The sequence below is a fragment of the Akkermansia sp. BCRC 18949 genome (assembly GCF_045011645.1).
GTDB classification, from domain to species: domain Bacteria; phylum Verrucomicrobiota; class Verrucomicrobiia; order Verrucomicrobiales; family Akkermansiaceae; genus Akkermansia; species Akkermansia massiliensis.
The window spans coordinates 888360-904624 of sequence record NZ_CP123619.1; the positions used below are offsets into that span (position 1 = coordinate 888360).

The following is a 16265-nucleotide window of genomic DNA, read 5'->3' on the forward strand; positions in this document are numbered from 1 at the left end:
CCTTTTTTATGCGATTGCGGCGGCTTTTCGCGGGGGTTGCCCCTACGCGCGCGCACGCGTTTTCTAACATTAGTCTTGCAAAAAATTAAGATAAGCGTAGTATATTTCAGTTATGTCCGAAGATACCAACGAGGTTGTTGAAACCACCGTTTCCACGACGGCGCAGCATGAATACGGCGCCGCGCAGATTGACAAACTGGAGGGCCTGGAGGCCGTGCGGAAGCGCCCCGGCATGTACATCGGGGACCCTGACGAGAGAGGCTTGCACCACTGCGTATTTGAAGTGCTGGACAACTCCATTGACGAGCATCTGGCCGGCTATTGCAGCAAGATTGACATTGTGATCCATGTGGACGGCTCCATTTCCGTGGTGGACAACGGGCGCGGCATTCCGGTGGATATCCACCCGAAGTTCGGCATCCCCGCCGTGGAACTGGTGCTGACCAATCTGCACGCGGGCGGCAAGTTCGGGCAGGGAGCCTACAAGTACTCCGGCGGTTTGCACGGGGTGGGCGCCAAGTGCGTGAACGCCCTGTCCGACTGGTTCCGGGCGGAAGTGCGCCGCGACGGCAAACGCTACCAGATCAAGTTTGAACGCGGCAAGACGATCGAGCCCCTCCGCGCGGTGGGCGCCTGCGCCTGTGAAATCACGGGTACGACCATTACCTTCTTCCCTGACGCCACCATCTTCACGGATACCACGGAGTTCAAATTTGACCGGATGACCACGCGTCTGCGTGAGCTTGCGTTCCTGAACCCCGGCCTGGTCATCGAGCTGATTGACGAACGGGAAGCCCCGGTGCGCCGGGAAACCTTCTTCTATAAGGAAGGCATTGTGGAATTCGTGCGCCAGCTGGGCCGGAACAAGGAATTGATCAATGAGGAACCCATCTCCATCTCCGGCGTCCGGAAGGTGGAAGTGGAATACGACGGCAAGAAGATGGAGGATGACGTCCTGGTGGACGTGGTGTTCCAGTACAACAATACGTATGAAACGAACATCCTCTGCTTTGCCAACTCCATTTACAACGGGGACGGCGGAACGCACCTTTCCGGTTTCCGCGGCGCCCTGACGCGCGTCATCAACGGCTACGCGAAGGCGAACGGCCTGCTGAAGGAAAAGGACCCCTCCCTGAGCGGGGAGGACGTGCGCGAAGGCCTGGTGGCGGTCATCTCCGTCAAGATGCCCAACCCGCGCTTCTCCTCCCAGACCAAGGACAAGCTGGTGAACACGGAAATTGAAGGCGTGGTGGGCAACGTCGTGTACGAAGAGATCAAGACGTACTTCGAGGAAAACCCGGCGATGGCCAAGAAGATCATTGAAAAGAGCATCACGGCCGCCCGTGCCCGCGAGGCCGCGCGCAAGGCGCGTGAAACGGTCCGCAAGAGCGCTCTTTCCATCGGCGGCCTTCCCGGCAAGCTGGCGGACTGCTCCGACCGGGACCCCGCCAAGTGCGAACTCTTCATTGTGGAAGGTGACTCCGCCGGCGGCTCCGCCAAGATGGGGCGCGACCGCCGCACGCAGGCCATCCTGCCCCTGCGCGGGAAAGTGCTTAACGTGGAAAAGGCGCGGCTGGACAAGGCCCTGGGCAGCCGGGAAATCCAGAACATGATCACGGCCATCGGTGCCGGGATCGGAGACGGGGATGATGAGGCCTCCTTCAAGCTGGACCGGGTGCGCTACCACAAGATCATCATCATGACTGACGCGGACGTGGACGGCGCCCACATCCGCACCCTGCTGCTCACCTTCTTCTGCCGCCACATGCCGCAGCTGGTGCGCGCCGGGTACCTGTACATCGCGCAGGCTCCCCTGTACCGCATCATCCGCAGGAAGAAGGAGGAATACGTGCAGGATGACGTGGCCCTGAACCGCAAACTGATTGAACTGGCCGTCAATGACGTGACCCTCCGCTTTGCGGACGGTTCCCGTTCCTTTACGCCGGACGAGCTCTCCGCCATCCTGGAAACGCTGGTCAACCTCCAGCGCTACACGGAATCCATGCAGGCGCAGGGCGGCTCCCTGGAGGACCTGCTCAACCACCGGGAGGCAAACGGGGATTTCCCCGAATTCCTGGTGAAGGTGCGCAGCGGCAATGAAGAGGAAATCCTCTTCTTCCATGACATGGAAGCCCTCACTGCCTTTTCCGAGGAAAACAGGGACCTCTTCATCTTCGGCATGCCCACGGAAGAGGAACTGCTGGAAAACCCCCTCCCGGACCGGGAAGGGCCCAGCCGCCGCTCCATCACCCATGAACTGCATGAGGCGAAGGCTATTGCGCGCGCCCTGACGCGTCTGGCTGAACTCGGCATCCCCGGGAACATGCTCGTATCCATGGATACGCCCCTGTTTGAACTGGTGGAAGGGGAAGGAGACAAGGAACGGACCACGGCCCTCTTCTCCGTAATGGACATTCTGGAATCCGTCATCACCATCGGCAAGCGCGGCGTGGAAATCACGCGATTCAAGGGCCTGGGTGAAATGGACGCCAAGGACCTGTTCAAGACGACGATGGACCCGGAACGGCGCGAGCTGCTCCGCGTCATCCTGAATGACGACAACGCCGTCAGGGCTGATGAAATGTTCACCATCCTGATGGGGGACGTGGTGGAGCCCCGCAAGAACTACATCGTGGACCACGCGCTCAACGTCCGCAACCTTGACGTTTAATTCCTACACTTTCTCCCAGAACCATGGAAAACAATAGAATCAAACCGGTGGACGTAGCCAGCGAGCTCTCCACTTCTTTCCTGGACTACTCCATGTCCGTCATCATCTCCCGCGCCCTGCCGGACGTGAGAGACGGCCTCAAGCCCTCCCAGCGGCGTATTCTGTACGCCATGAAGGAACTGAACCTGTCCCCCGGCGGGAAGACCCGCAAATGCTCCAAAATCGTGGGTGACACCATGGGTAACTACCACCCGCACGGGGACGCCGCCATTTACGGCACCCTGGTGAACATGGCGCAGGACTGGTCCATGCGGGACATCCTCGTCATCGGGCAGGGCAACTTCGGTACGCCGGACGGGGACCCCCCCGCTGCCGCCCGATACACGGAAGCCAAGCTCTCCGGCATGGGCGTGGCCCTGATGGCGGACCTGGACAAGGACACCGTGGACTTCGTTCCCACGTACGACAACGAGCACACGGAACCCACCGTGTTCCCCTCCGCCTTCCCGAACCTGCTGGTCAACGGCGGCACGGGGATTGCCGTGGGGATGGCTACCAACATGCCCCCGCACAACCTGGGGGAAGTGGTGGACGGCATTTGCGCCGTGATTGACAACCCTCTCATGACGGTGGATGAACTGCGCCAGTACATCAAGGGACCGGACTTCCCCACCGGGGGCGACGTGCTGGGCTTTTCCGGCATTGACAGCTACTTCCGCACCGGGCGCGGCTCCGTGCGCATCCGCGGGAAGATAGACATGGAAATGACGGACTCCGGCAAGGACCTCCTCATCATCCGTGAAGTGCCGTACGGCGTGAACCGCGCCGCCCTCCAGGAACGCATCGCGGAACTGTACAAGGACAAGATCCTGACGGACATTTCCGGCATCCGCGACCTTTCCGACGAGAAAACCTGCATTGAAATCGAACTCAAGCGGGACGCCCGCCCGCAGGTGGTCATGAACCAGCTGTACAAGCTCACCTCCATGGAGACCTCCTTTGCGGTGAACATGCTGGCGATTCACGACAACCGCCCCAAGACGCTCGCGATGCTGGACGCCATCAACTTCTACATCGAGCACCGCCGGGAGGTGGTCGTGCGCCGCACGCGCTACCTGCTGGGGGATGCGGAAAAGGACGCCGAACGCCTGGAAGCCTTCCTGCTGGCCCTGCACCACATGGATGACTTCATCTCCATCATCCGCGACTCCAAGAACAGGGAGGAAGCCCGCGAACGCCTCCAGAACTACACCTTCTCCACGCAGACGGCGGAAAGCCTGGGCATCCTGATCCGTTCCCAGGCCTCCGTGCAGGGGGACCGCTACATCTTTACGGAACGCCAGGTAAACTCCATCCTGGACCTGCGCCTGTACCAGCTCACCGCTCTGGAAAACGACAAGATTTCCGGGGAATACGCGGAACTGCTGGTCCGGATCAAGGACTATCTGGACATCCTGGCGAACGAATCCCGCGTGCTGGGCATCGTGAAGGATGAACTCATGGCCATCAAGGACAAGTACGCCACGCCGCGCGTCACGCGCATCATACCCTTCTCCGGGGACATGGCCATTGAAGACCTGATCCCGAACGATACGATGATCGTCACCATCACGCACAGCGGCTACATCAAGCGCACCAACTCCGCGGAATACCGCGTGCAGGCCCGTGGGGGCAAGGGCGTGAAGGCCGCCACCACCAAGGGGGCCAGAAAGGATGCGGAGGCGGACTTCATCGAGCACCTCTTCGCCGCCCAGAACCACGACTACCTGATGTTCTTCACGAACACCGGGCGCGTGTACGTGGACCGCGTGTATGAAATTGACGAGGCCGCGCGCAGCGCGCAGGGCCGCAACATCAAGAACCTGCTGGACCTCCAGCCGGAGGAAGCCATCGCCGCCATCCTGCGCCTGGAACGCCGGGTGGATGAAAAGGGCAATGACATCACCTTTGCGGAAGGCAGCGGCAACGTGGTCTTCGCCACGAAGGACGGCACGGTGAAGAAAACCAGCCTGAACGACTTTGTCAACTACCGCAAGGCCGGTATCATCGCCATCAACCTGGAGGAAGGCAACACCCTGGTGAACGCGGAACTCACCACCGGAGAAAATGAAATCGTGCTCGTCACGCATGACGGCATGAGCATCCGCTTCCCGGAGGAAGCCCTCCGCACCCAGGGCCGCAACACCATCGGCGTGCGCGGCATCCGTCCGCGTGCAGGGGACTACGTCGTGGCCCTGGCCATTGTGGACCCGCAGAAAACCCTGCTGGTGGCCTCTGAAAACGGCCTCGGCAAGCGCACCTCCTTTGACGAATACCGCACGCAGGGCCGCGGCGGCACCGGCATCAAGACCATGAACTGCACGGACAAGACCGGGAAGGTGGTATCCGCCACGGTCGTTTCCGAGGAGGATGAACTGATGCTGATGACCACGGCGGGGCAGTCCGTCCGCATCAAGGTAGCTACCGTGCGCGAAACGGGCCGCGCCACCCAGGGCGTGAAGCTCATGACGCTGAACGACGGCGAAGCCATCCAGGACATCTCCATCGTCATCCCGGATGATGAAGACGAGGAAGGCCCGGAGGGAGCGGAAGACGCGGAGGCCGGGGAAGATTCCGGTGAAGCGGAAGCCCCTGCGGAAGAATAAAAACTCAAGGAACCCCGCTCTGGAATCATGCCGGAGCGGGGTTCTTCATCCGCCTTTTTTATGGAAGAAACCCTTTCCCTGCAAAAGTGCGCCGAACGCCTGGAACGGCGCGGATTCAGAAGCTTTGTAGTTCCGGGCCTGAAGGAAGCCGCAGACGTGATGCGCAGCCTGGTGCGGGAGTTTCACCCGGCGTCCGCCTCCTACGGGGACTCCATGACCTTGAAGGCCACGGGAATTCTTGACGATCTGCGGGCCAATCCGGACATTCAATTTTACGACGGCTTTCTTCCGGACATGGACCGGGAGGAAAAATGGGAAATCCGCCGCCGCGGCATGACGGCGGACCTGTTCCTGACCGGAATCAACGCCGTCAGCATGAAGGCAACCCTGCACTGGGTGGACATGGTGGGCAACCGCGTGGCACCCGTAGCGTTCGGCCCACGGCACGTCATTCTGCTGGCCGGAGCCAACAAGCTGGTGGCCACGCCGGAGGAGGCGCGGGAACGCATCCGCCGCATCGCCCCGCTGAACGCCAAACGCCATGAAGACTTCAAGACGCCCTGCATGTACACGGGAACCTGTGCGGACTGCAACTCCCCGGACCGCCTGTGCAATATCCACATGTCCATTGTCAAATGCTTCCCCAAGGGAAGAATCACCGTCATCCTGACGGAGGAATCCGGAGGACTCTGAGCCGTTCTGCCATGCCTGTTCAATCCCGGATAGAAATCATGGCCCCGGCGGGGTCGTTTGAATCCCTGGCCGCTGCGTTGCAGGGCGGGGCGGACTCCGTCTACTTCGGCGTGGGGAAGCTGAACATGCGTTCCCGCGCCACGGCCAACTTTTCAGAGGAAGACCTGCCGGAAATCGTGGCGCGCTGCCATGAGGCGGGAGCTAAGGCCTACCTGACGCTGAACATCATCGTGTATGATGAAGAGCTGGAGGCGGTGCATGCCCTGTGCGGCGCCGCCCGGAAGGCCGGAGTGGACGCCGTCATCGCCTCGGACCTGGCGGTGATCGCCCATGCCCGCTCCATCGGGCTGGAAGTCCACATGTCCGTGCAGGCCAACGTCTGCAACATGGCCTCCGTCAGGTTCTACGCGCAGTACGCGGATGTGGTGGTGCTGGCACGGGAACTCACCCTGGCGCAAATCCGGCACATCATTGAATCCATCCGGAAGGAGGACGTGAGGGGCCCCTCCGGGGAACTGCTCCGGGTGGAAATCTTTGCCCACGGGGCGCTGTGCGTGGCCGTGTCCGGCAAATGCCACATGAGCCTGGCGGCTTACAACTCTTCCGCCAACCGGGGCGCCTGCTTCCAGAACTGCCGCCGCGCCTACCGCGTGACGGATGAGGAAACGGGCAATGAACTGGTGATAGACAACAAATACGTGATGTCCCCCCGGGACCTGTGCACCGTTCCGGTGCTGGACCAGCTTCTGGACGCGGGCGTCTCCGTGCTGAAGCTGGAGGGGCGCGGCCGCTCCTCGGATTACGTCAGAACGGTCACCTCCGTGTACCGGGAGGCCGCCCAGGCATGCCTGGACGGAACCTTTTCCGCAGCCAGGGCGGAAGCGTGGATGAAGCGGCTGGAATCCGTCTTCAACCGCGGATTCTGGCAGGGCGGGTATTACCTGGGCGTGAAATGGGGGGAATGGAGCGGTTCCGCCAACAGCCGCGCCGCCCTGCTGAAAATCCATATAGCCAAGGTGGAAAACTTTTATAAAAAGAACGGGGTGGCGGCCCTTTACCTGGAAGCCGGCGGCTTGTCCGCGGGACAGACCATCCTCATTGCAGGCCCCACCACGGGAGCCGTCCGCGTGGAAGTGGAATCCATGCGGCGGGAGACGGCGGCGGGCATGGAACCCGTGGACGCCGCTCAAAAAGGGGAAACCGTCTACCTGGCGGTTCCGGAACAGGTGCGCCGCCGGGACAAGGTGTACCTGCTGCGCCCCCGCACGCTGGAAGACTCCTGAACTTCCTATTCCGCAGGAATGTAACAACAAGGCCGCCGGAAGAAAGGCAAACGGCTGTTCCCTCTTTCTCCGGCGCTTGTTTTTCCCGGATGCCGGGGATGAACGGAGAAATGCCGCTGCTCATTCTCCCGTTCCCTGTCCGGGAAGACGTTAATTCCCGTCGTCAGGCAGTTGGAGCAATGGAGGAATGAATTCAGGCCTGCCATGAAAAAAATCCTGGGCATGGAGGACGGGGGTAGGATTCCCCATGCCGCTTTCTGCCGGAGCCGTTTTTCCACAACCTCCTTCCCTTAAAATCAGATATTGAATTCCGGAATTGAGAGTCCGGAGGGATTAAATGATGGATTCACCCTCTGCTGATTAGGTAGAAAATTAATCGGTACGGAAATTCCCGTTGAATGAAAAAGAATTTCTCCTGCGTACTAGTGTAAAACTGTACGCCATGTTTGACTCATGTTCCATCCTGCGCCTTCTCTCCTGCGGCTGTGCCGTACTGGGAGCCGGAATACTCCACGCTTCCGGACTGCAGCCCTGGCTGCGGGAATTGTCCGGAATCCCGCTCGCGGCCTCCGCAGAGGGAAGAAACCAATGGATGCAGCAGGTGTGGGCGCGGACGGCGGAGCATGTATCTTCCCTTTCCGATCCGTCTGCCGCGGATGACTGCGGGGATGCGATGGCGCTGCTGGCTCCCGTGTTCCAGGCATGGCCGGACGGGCAGAAAGCCGGGGCCGCGCTGGCGGAAATCCTTTCCGTTCCGGCGGAGCGGGTGGGAGCCGTTTCTTCCTGGGACGGCCTGATGAAGCATCAGGAAGCCATTCTGGAAAAAGTCCGCTTCCTCCGTCTGAAGAAACTGGCGGCTTATTATGATGCGGCCGCCATCCGCCGCGCGGTGAAGCGCAACCGGGAAAAATACGGGGAACGGTACCCTGATGCTGAGGTTTTCCTGTCCCGGCTGGATGAATGGGAGAAGAAGCTGGGGCCGCTGGACCGGTGGGTGGAACAGGCCGGGCCGGAGCAGGCGGACCAATTGCGTGAACTGGTGGAACTGCGGAAAAAGGCCCTTATTGAATCCCTGCCGGAACAGGACTCCCTGCGGGAATGGGTGGGCGTGCGGCGTTTCAACCCGTCCGGAAAAAGCTCCTTCAATCATGACCGCCCGGCCAACTGGCAGGGAATTTCCAGCATGCCGGGTCCGGGCCGCACGTACCGCAGCGGCATCGTGAAATTTAACGGCATCTCCTCTTCCTCCCCCGCGGCGCAGCTGCTGGGGGACGACCGCTGGATGGGGCATCTGGAAGTGGACTTTTCCGGGAAAAGGCTCATGTTCACCGGAAACCGCTTAGGCAAGAAGGAAAACAGGCCCTGGGACGTCTTTGAACTGGACCTGAAAACCGGGAAAACGGAAGCCCTCACCGCCCACATGCCGGCGGATACGGACAGCTACAACTCCTGCTACCTGCCGGACGGCCGCGTCATCTTCGTCAACACCTCCGGCATGCAGGGCGTGCCCTGCGTAACCGGGGTGGACTACGTGGGGAACATCCACCTTTACGACCGGGAGAGGAAGACGACCCGGCGGCTCACCTTTGACCAGGACAACAACTGGTTCCCCACCATGCTCCCGGACGGGCGCGTGCTGTTCCTGCGCTGGGAATACACGGAAAGCGCCCACTACTTCAGCCGCGTGCTGATGCACATGAATCCGGACGGCAGCGACCAGAAGGAATACTACGGCTCCAACTCCTACTGGCCCAACAGCCTGTTCAACGCCCGCCCGCTTCCCGGCAGGCCGGGCATGTTCGCGGGCATTGTCAGCGGGCACCACGGTGTCAAGCGGCTGGGGGAACTGGTCATCTTTGACGTGAACCGGGGCCGTACCGCCACGGAGGGCGCCGTGCAGAAAATCCCGGGCTACGGAAAACCCGTGGAAAACGTCACCAGGGACCAGTTGGTGGAGGGGTTGAAAACTCCCTATTTTGCGGAACCGTATCCGCTGAATGAGGAGACCTTCCTGGCCGTCTCCTCCCCTTCCGGCAACCAGGGCGTGACCAATGTGGTCTGGTGCGACGTGTACGACAACATCGTTCCTCTCACGGCTTCCTCCTATTTCATTTATGCGGACCCTGCGCCGCTGCGCCCGCGTAAAAAGCCGCCCGTGCTCCATGACCGCGTGAAGCCGGAGAGCAAGACGGCCACGGTCTATATCTCCGACGTGTACCGGGGCCGCGCCATGGCCGGAGTGCCGAAGGGGGAGGCAACATCCCTGCGCGTGTTCATGTCCGAGTACAGCCCCCGCAACACCGGAAGCCACTATGCCATGGGCATGGAAAGCAACTGGGACTTGAAGGTGCTGTACGGCACCGTTCCCGTGAATCCGGACGGCTCCGCCATCTTTACGGCACCCGCCAACCAGCCGCTGACCCTCCAGGTGCTGGATGGGGAAGGGCGCGCCCTGGCGCTGATGCGGAGCTGGTTTTCCGCCATGCCGGGGGAAACGTTAAGCTGCATCGGCTGCCATGAACGGCAGAACTACGCGCCGCCCGCCAAGGCGGTCATGGCCTCCCGGCAGAAGCCTGCCGCCATCACCCCGTGGTACGGTCCGGCGCGCACCTTCTCCTTCATGAATGAAGTGCAGCCCGTGCTGGACCGCCACTGCATCCGCTGCCACACCGCGGAAGACAAGGCCCGCGCGGGAGTCCCGGACTTCATGACATTGGAGGCCGTCAAGGGTGCGCCCGCTCCCGGGTCCGTCGCGTACTGGAACCTGCACCCCTACGTGCGCCGCAACGGTCCGGAGGGGAACTACCTGGGGCTGGCCCCCACGGAATTCTTCGCGGATACGTCGGAACTCTACCAGCTCCTTAAAAAGGGGCACCACGGCGTGGAGATGCCGCAGGAAGACTGGAACCGCCTGGTCACGTGGATGGACATGAACGCCCCCTACCTGGGCGAATGGCCGGGAGAGCGCAATGAAGGATTGCTGAAACGCCGCTATGACCTGCACAGGCAATTCTCCGGAGCGGAACGGAATTACGTGACCATGAAGGATTCCCTGTTCCGGAGAAACGCCAGCGGCGTCATCGTTGACGGCGGCAAGTCTGTCCCCAGCGTCAGGGAAAAAAGCGTGCCCGTCCCGGAACCGCGGAACGAAACGCTGTCCGTGGATTTGGGGGGTGGCGTAAGCATGACGTTCCGCCGCATTCCCGCGGGAAAATTCAGGATGGGAAGTGAACGGGAAACCCCGGCGGAAAAACCCGTTTCCCCGGTGGAGATTGAACAACCGTTCTGGATTGGAGAGGCGGAAGTGACGCTGGAGCAATACCGCCGCTTTGACCCGGAATACCTCAACGGATGGTACGACATGCATTACAAGGACCAGGTGAGGCCCGGCTACGACATGGACGCCAATCCGCGTTTTCCGGTCATCCGGGTGCCGTGGACCAGGGCCATGGAATTCTGCCGCTGGCTTTCCGGGAAAACGGGGAAAAAGGTGACGCTGCCCACGGAAGCGCAGTGGGAATACGCGGCCAGGGGCGGAGCGGATACGGACTTCTTCTTCGGGGAACGGGATGCGGACTTCTCCGCATACGCCAACCTGGGGGACGTGACGCTGAAGGAGCTTGCCGTCTCCGGCGTGGACCCCAAGCCGATTAAGAATCCCAACCGTTTCTGGGACTTCGTGCCGCGGGATGAAAAATACAATGACGGGAAGCTCCATCTGGCCCCCGTCAAGAGCTACAAGCCGAATGCCTACGGACTGTACGACATGATCGGAAACGCCGCGGAATGGACCCGTTCCGAATACAGGCCCTATCCGTGGAAGGAAGGGGACGGGCGCAATGAAAGCCTGGACTCCCGCGTTCCCCGTGCCGTGCGCGGCGGTTCCTGGTATGACCGCCCCCGGCGGGCCACGTCCTCCTGGCGCTGGGGGTATCCCGGCTGGCGGCCCGTGTACAACGTGGGGTTCCGCGTGATGATAGAAGACTGACTCTGAAATGGCCATGAAACTGACAAAAACGCTCTGCGCCTCCGCGGCTGCCCTCTGCTGCCTGCTGGCCTTCGCCTCATGCAGGCAGGAACCGGATTCCGTTGCCGGTCCTGCCGCTCCGGTGGATGTGAAGGTTTTTAATCATCTGGTTGCCGTGCTGGGGCATGAAAGCCGGACTCTGGAACTGGTGGACCCCGCTTCCGGAGAAAAGGTGAAAAGCATCCGGCTGGGCCAGCCGCCCAACGGCATGGCGCTTGACGGTGCCACCGCCTATGTGGCGGAAGGCGGACCGCGCGGCGTGGTGGAGGTGGTGGACCTGGAAAGCGGAGCGCTGAAAGGTTCCTTTCCGGCGGGGCACACGCCCATGGCCCCCGTGCTGCGCGGAGGTAAGTTGTATGTGGCGTGCCGGTTTGACTCCCAAATTCTGGAAATGGACGCCGCCACCGGGAACGTGCTGAATTCCTGGAACGTTCCCCGTGAACCGGTGGCGCTGGCCGTCTCTCCGGACGGCAGGAAAATATGGGCCGCCGGCCATTTGCCCGCCGGGAAGGCGGACGGGGATTTCACGGCGGCTGCGCTGACGCTGGTGGAAGACGGGAAGGCGGCTCATTTCCCGCTTTCCAACGGGACGCAGGGCGTGCGCGGCATGGCGATGAGCCCGGATGGCCGCTATCTGGCCGTGGCGCACGTGCTGAGCCGCTACCAGGTGCCCACCACGCAGCTGGACCGCGGATGGATGAACACGAACGCCGTGACGGTTATTGATACGGAACAGCCGGACAAGCCGCACCCCGTCCTGCTGGACGACCCGGATGCGGGGGCGGCCAACCCCTGGGGCGTCGTCTTTTCCGGGGATGGCGGAAAGCTGTTTGTGACGCACGCGGGAACGCATGAGTTGTCCGTGATTGATTTTCCCGGCCTGCTGGACCGCATGAAGCGGGAAGACCGGGAAAACGAACCCGTTTCCGAAAGGCTGGGCTTCCTGCATGGCCTCCGCACCCGCATTCCGTTGCCTCTGAATGGTCCGCGCGCCCTGGCTTCTGACGGGAAAAACGTTTATGTGGCCGGATACTTCTCGGACACGCTGGCGCAAGTCCCTCTCCAGGGGGAAGCGCAACCCCGGAAAATCGCCCTGAATGAAGGGTTCCAGCCCTCACGGGAAAAGCTGGGGGAACAGTACTTCAACGACGCTTCCCATTGCTTCCAGGGTTGGCAGAGCTGCGCCACCTGCCACCCGGACAGCCGGGTGGACGGCCTGAACTGGGACCTGCTGAATGACGGCATGGGCAACCCGAAAAACACGCGCACCATGTTCCTCTCCCACCGGACAAGCCCGGTGATGACGCTGGGCGTCCGCGCCTCCGCGGAGGTGGCCGTGACGGCGGGCTTCGTTCACATCCAGTTTCTGGAACCTTCCGGGGAATTGGCGGAATGCGTGAATGAATACCTGAAAAACATGAAGGAGGTTCCCAGTCCGTACCTGATGGCGCATACTCCCTCCAGGCAGCAGACGCGGGAGGCTGCCTGTGTCCAGTGCCATGCTCCCGGCGTGGAGCGGGGCGTCTTGTCCGAATCCGCACGCAGGGGGAAGGATGTCTTTAAAACGGCCGGGTGCGTGCAGTGCCACCCGCACCCGTACTTCACTACCAAGGAACTGGTGGCTGCGGGGACGGCCACGGGGCTGGATGAAGGAAAAAGCATTCTGGTGCCCTCCCTGGTGGAAGTGTGGCGGACCGCCCCCTACCTGCATGACGGCCGGGCGAAGACGATCCGGGAAGCCATTACGACGCACAATCCGGGGGATATCCGCGGGAAGACAAGTTCTTTAAATGACCGTGAGCTGGAGGACCTGGTCAATTACGTACAGTCCCTGTAAAGGAGGACACCATGGCGGCTAATTCACCGGAAAAAATGGAATGGCGCGGGCAGGGCGGGGCGGAAGAACGTTTCTTCTGCATGACGGCGGAACCGGGCGCGAGCTTTGAGGCGGAACTGCGTTCCCTGATGGACAGGTACCGTGAACTGGGCGGCGGAGGGGAAGATGAATTCCTCCTGCGCTTCCACGTCAGCGATCCGGTGCACCAGTCGGAAACGCTGCGCCGGATGGCGGGGGAGCGGAACTCCTACGTCTCCGTGGTGGGGCAGCCTTCGGCGAACGGGGCCCGCGTGGCCCTTGAAGCATGGCACATCAGCGGAATGCTGGAAAAAAGACGGAAAGAAGACCAGGGGGGAACGGTGGTGACGGCCCGGCGTCCGCATTACCGGTTGTTTCTGGCGGGCAGGAAGGAAACCTCCGCTCCGGACAGCCACGGCCAGATGCGGGAGGAATTCCGCTGGCTGGACCGCACGGCTGCCGCGCAGGGAGGAACCGTGCCGGAGCTGGTTCACCGCACGTGGATTTACTGCCGGGACATTGACAACAACTACCGCGGACTGGTGGAAGGCCGCAATGAATGCTTTGACCGTTACGGACTGACCCCGGAGAGCCATTTCATCGCCAGCACGGGCATTGAAGGCTGTACGGAAACGCCGGGGCGCCTGCTGCACATGGACAGCCTGGGAATCGTCGGGCTGAAGCCGGGTCAGGTCCGTTACATGGAGGCTCCGGATTACCTGTCCCCCACGCACCTGTACCGGGTGGCCTTTGAACGCGGCACCCGCATCGTGTACGGGGACCGCTCCCACTACTTCCTTTCCGGCACGGCCAGCATTGACGCGCAGGGAAACATTGTCCATCCGGGAGACGTGGCGCGGCAGACGGACCGCACCCTGGAAAACATGAATGCCCTGATGGAAAGGAGCGGCGGAAGCCTGTGCGACCTGAAGCAGGCTGTGGTGTACCTGCGCGACTGGGCGGACCGGGAAACGGTCGGCCGCCGCCTGATGGAATCCCCTCTGGCCGCGGTTCCGCATGTGATGCTGAAAGCCCCCGTCTGCCGCCCCGGCTGGCTGGTGGAAATAGACGGCATTGCCGTCAATGGCGCCGGAGACGGGGCTTTTGCCCCGTTGTAAAAGGGCTGTTCCGGGAACAGGCGCACCTGGCCGATTTCACTTGTTATCACATGCACGGAAATGGTACCGTACCCCCGCATGACCTATCGCCTCAATACGGACCGCCTGGTATTTTTTTCCGTTCTGTTGTGGGTGTTGCTGCCGCCGGGCGTTTTTGCCTGGGAAGGTAATCCCCCTAGCCCGGATAATGTGCGGTGGCTGGAGCAATTCTGTTCCAGTTATATGCAGTTCCTCACCATGGGCGGGGTGTTGTGCGTGGTCATTGGCTTTGTATGCGCAGCCTTCATCTGGCTGGTGAACCGCCAGGACTGGGCGCGGAGCCTGAAAATCGGAATCCTGTTTATCGTCTCCGCCCTGTGCCTGGTTTTGTACGGCGGCTCCCTCTCCTTTGCCGTGTTCTACCTCCCTCTGGCCCTGATCAATCCCGCCGTGTACTGCTTCAGCGTGAGCAAGGTGGAATAATCGTGCGGGGAAAGACGCGGTTTATTTCTCTTTTCCGTGGCGGATGTCCGTGGCTTCCTTCAGGAAGACGACGGTGGCGGCGATGGTTTTGGCAATGTCTCCGATGCGTTCAATGGAGCGGATGATGAAGAGCAGGTTGACGTTGAGGGAGGGGTGGTCCTTCCTGTCAGGGGAGACCAGCAGGGATAGTGCCTTGCGGTGGGCCTTGTCCAGCTTTTTGTCCCGCAGGCGTATTTCCCGTGCGGCGTCCGCGTCCTGCGTTTCCAGGCACCGTGCGGCGTCCCGGAATTCGGAAACGGCCATTCCCAGCAGGGGGAGCACTATATCCGGGCACAGGGGTTCCTGGCGCCTGATGGATGCCTTGGCGTGCCTGGCGATGCCTGTGACTTCCTCCATGCATTCCTGGAGCTTGTCCCCGCAGCGGGAAAAGGTGAGCACAAGCCGCAGGTCGGACCCCAGGGGATGGAACTGGGTGAGCACGGCGGCGCAGAGGGAGAGAGCCTGACGGGTTTCTTCGTTGAGCGGTTCCCCGTCCGCAATGATGCCGTTGGCTCCGTCGCTGTCCGGGCCGGAGATGACCCGTTCCAGAACGTCCATGTGTTTCAGCAGGCTGCCGCAGATGGCGTTGACGCGGGTGCGGATGGCGTTCAGGGCCGCGTCATAGTGGGGGAGGATGTGGTTGCCGGGAGGTGTCATGAGGTGAATGGCTTGGAAGTTGGGCTTTTTAGCTGAAACGGCCCGTGATGTAGGCTTCCGTTTCTTTTTCCGCGGGGTTGGTGAAGATTTGGGACGTTTCCCCGTATTCCACCAGGCGGCCCATGTACATGAAGGCGGTACGGTCCGCAATGCGCGTGGCCTGCTGCATGTTGTGGGTGACGATGACGATGGTGAGGTCTTTTTTCAGGTCTTCCATCAGGTCTTCTATTTTCAGCGTGGCGATGGGGTCCAGGGCGGCGCAGGGCTCGTCCATCAGCAGGATCTGGGGGCGGTTGGCGATGGCGCGGGCGATGCACAGCCGCTGCTGCTGGCCTCCGGAAAGGCCGTAGGCGCTTTCATGCAGCTTGTCTTTCACTTCATCCCACAGGGCGGCGCCTTTCAGGCTGCGCTCCACGGTTTCATCCAGTTCCGCGCGCCTGCTGCGTCCCGCCACGCGGAGGGGAAAGACGATGTTTTCATAAATGCTCTTCGGGAAGGGGTTGTATTTCTGGAAGACCATGCCCACGCGCTTGCGCAGGGAAATGACTTCCACGCGCGGATCGTACAGGCTGGCGCCGTCAATGCGGATGTCCCCCCGGTGGCGGACGTCCGGAACCAGGTCGTTCATGCGGTTGATGTTGCGGAGCAGGGTGGATTTTCCGCAGCCGGAGGGCCCGATGAGGGCCGTCACGCGGTTGGTTTCAAAGGTCATGCCGATGTTGAAGAGAACCTGTTTGCTTCCGTAAAAGAAGGAGAAATCTTCCACTTCAATGATGGGATCGTCGTCTGGGGCGGCTGGTTCAGTCATGGGATGG

At 61.5% G+C, this 16265-nt stretch carries 10 protein-coding genes; 8 read left to right on the forward strand and 2 right to left on the reverse strand.

Features of this window, described 5'->3' with window-relative positions; genetic code table 11:
- Positions 1 to 112: 112 nt before the first annotated feature.
- From gyrB to P8A25_RS03730, 8 genes are all read left to right on the forward strand, one after another.
- Positions 113 to 2671 (forward strand): DNA topoisomerase (ATP-hydrolyzing) subunit B, encoded by a 2559-nt coding sequence (gene gyrB, locus P8A25_RS03695; RefSeq protein ID WP_102731838.1) that lies wholly within the window; start codon positions 113 to 115, stop codon positions 2669 to 2671.
- Positions 2672 to 2694: 23 nt separating this feature from the next.
- On the forward strand, positions 2695 to 5316 hold the full coding sequence (gyrA, locus tag P8A25_RS03700; protein ID WP_215443653.1) for a DNA gyrase subunit A: 2622 nt from the start codon (positions 2695 to 2697) through the stop codon (positions 5314 to 5316).
- Between the two features lie 60 nt (positions 5317 to 5376).
- Complete coding sequence (locus P8A25_RS03705) at positions 5377 to 6009, forward strand: lactate utilization protein (protein WP_102726389.1); 633 nt, start codon at positions 5377 to 5379, stop codon at positions 6007 to 6009.
- 11 nt (positions 6010 to 6020) lie between these two features.
- Positions 6021 to 7292 (forward strand): peptidase U32 family protein, encoded by a 1272-nt coding sequence (locus P8A25_RS03710; RefSeq protein WP_102731835.1) that lies wholly within the window; start codon positions 6021 to 6023, stop codon positions 7290 to 7292.
- A 442-nt stretch (positions 7293 to 7734) separates the two neighbouring features.
- On the forward strand, positions 7735 to 11280 hold the full coding sequence (locus tag P8A25_RS03715) for an SUMF1/EgtB/PvdO family nonheme iron enzyme (RefSeq protein ID WP_215443655.1): 3546 nt from the start codon (positions 7735 to 7737) through the stop codon (positions 11278 to 11280).
- A 13-nt stretch (positions 11281 to 11293) separates the two neighbouring features.
- Positions 11294 to 13156, forward strand: coding sequence for a multiheme c-type cytochrome (locus P8A25_RS03720; protein ID WP_215443657.1), 1863 nt, complete (start codon positions 11294 to 11296; stop codon positions 13154 to 13156).
- 11 nt (positions 13157 to 13167) lie between these two features.
- Complete coding sequence (locus tag P8A25_RS03725) at positions 13168 to 14292, forward strand: Rid family hydrolase (RefSeq protein WP_215443659.1); 1125 nt, start codon at positions 13168 to 13170, stop codon at positions 14290 to 14292.
- 78 nt (positions 14293 to 14370) lie between these two features.
- Positions 14371 to 14754, forward strand: coding sequence for a hypothetical protein (locus P8A25_RS03730; RefSeq protein WP_215458451.1), 384 nt, complete (start codon positions 14371 to 14373; stop codon positions 14752 to 14754).
- Between the two features lie 21 nt (positions 14755 to 14775).
- On the opposite strand, the gene P8A25_RS03735 is transcribed toward P8A25_RS03730, so the two are convergent.
- Both P8A25_RS03735 and pstB read right to left on the reverse strand, forming a co-directional pair.
- The gene (locus P8A25_RS03735) at positions 14776 to 15450 is read right to left on the reverse strand and encodes a phosphate uptake regulator PhoU (protein WP_215443663.1); all 675 of its coding nucleotides are present in this window, start codon (positions 15448 to 15450) and stop codon (positions 14776 to 14778) included.
- A gap of 28 nt (positions 15451 to 15478) precedes the next feature.
- Positions 15479 to 16258: a phosphate ABC transporter ATP-binding protein PstB gene (gene pstB, locus P8A25_RS03740; protein ID WP_102721748.1), complete on the reverse strand. Its 780-nt coding sequence runs from the start codon at positions 16256 to 16258 to the stop codon at positions 15479 to 15481.
- Between the last annotated feature and the right edge of the window lie 7 nt (positions 16259 to 16265).

Coding starts and splice junctions, on each gene's coding strand:
- gyrB (WP_102731838.1), top strand. CDS start 113: ATGTCCGAAGATACCAACGAGGTTGTTGAAACCACCGTTTCCACGACG.
- gyrA (WP_215443653.1), top strand. CDS start 2,695: ATGGAAAACAATAGAATCAAACCGGTGGACGTAGCCAGCGAGCTCTCC.
- P8A25_RS03705 (WP_102726389.1), top strand. CDS start 5,377: ATGGAAGAAACCCTTTCCCTGCAAAAGTGCGCCGAACGCCTGGAACGG.
- P8A25_RS03710 (WP_102731835.1), top strand. CDS start 6,021: ATGCCTGTTCAATCCCGGATAGAAATCATGGCCCCGGCGGGGTCGTTT.
- P8A25_RS03715 (WP_215443655.1), top strand. CDS start 7,735: ATGTTTGACTCATGTTCCATCCTGCGCCTTCTCTCCTGCGGCTGTGCC.
- P8A25_RS03720 (WP_215443657.1), top strand. CDS start 11,294: ATGAAACTGACAAAAACGCTCTGCGCCTCCGCGGCTGCCCTCTGCTGC.
- P8A25_RS03725 (WP_215443659.1), top strand. CDS start 13,168: ATGGCGGCTAATTCACCGGAAAAAATGGAATGGCGCGGGCAGGGCGGG.
- P8A25_RS03730 (WP_215458451.1), top strand. CDS start 14,371: ATGACCTATCGCCTCAATACGGACCGCCTGGTATTTTTTTCCGTTCTG.
- P8A25_RS03735 (WP_215443663.1), bottom strand. CDS start 15,450: ATGACACCTCCCGGCAACCACATCCTCCCCCACTATGACGCGGCCCTG.
- pstB (WP_102721748.1), bottom strand. CDS start 16,258: ATGACTGAACCAGCCGCCCCAGACGACGATCCCATCATTGAAGTGGAA.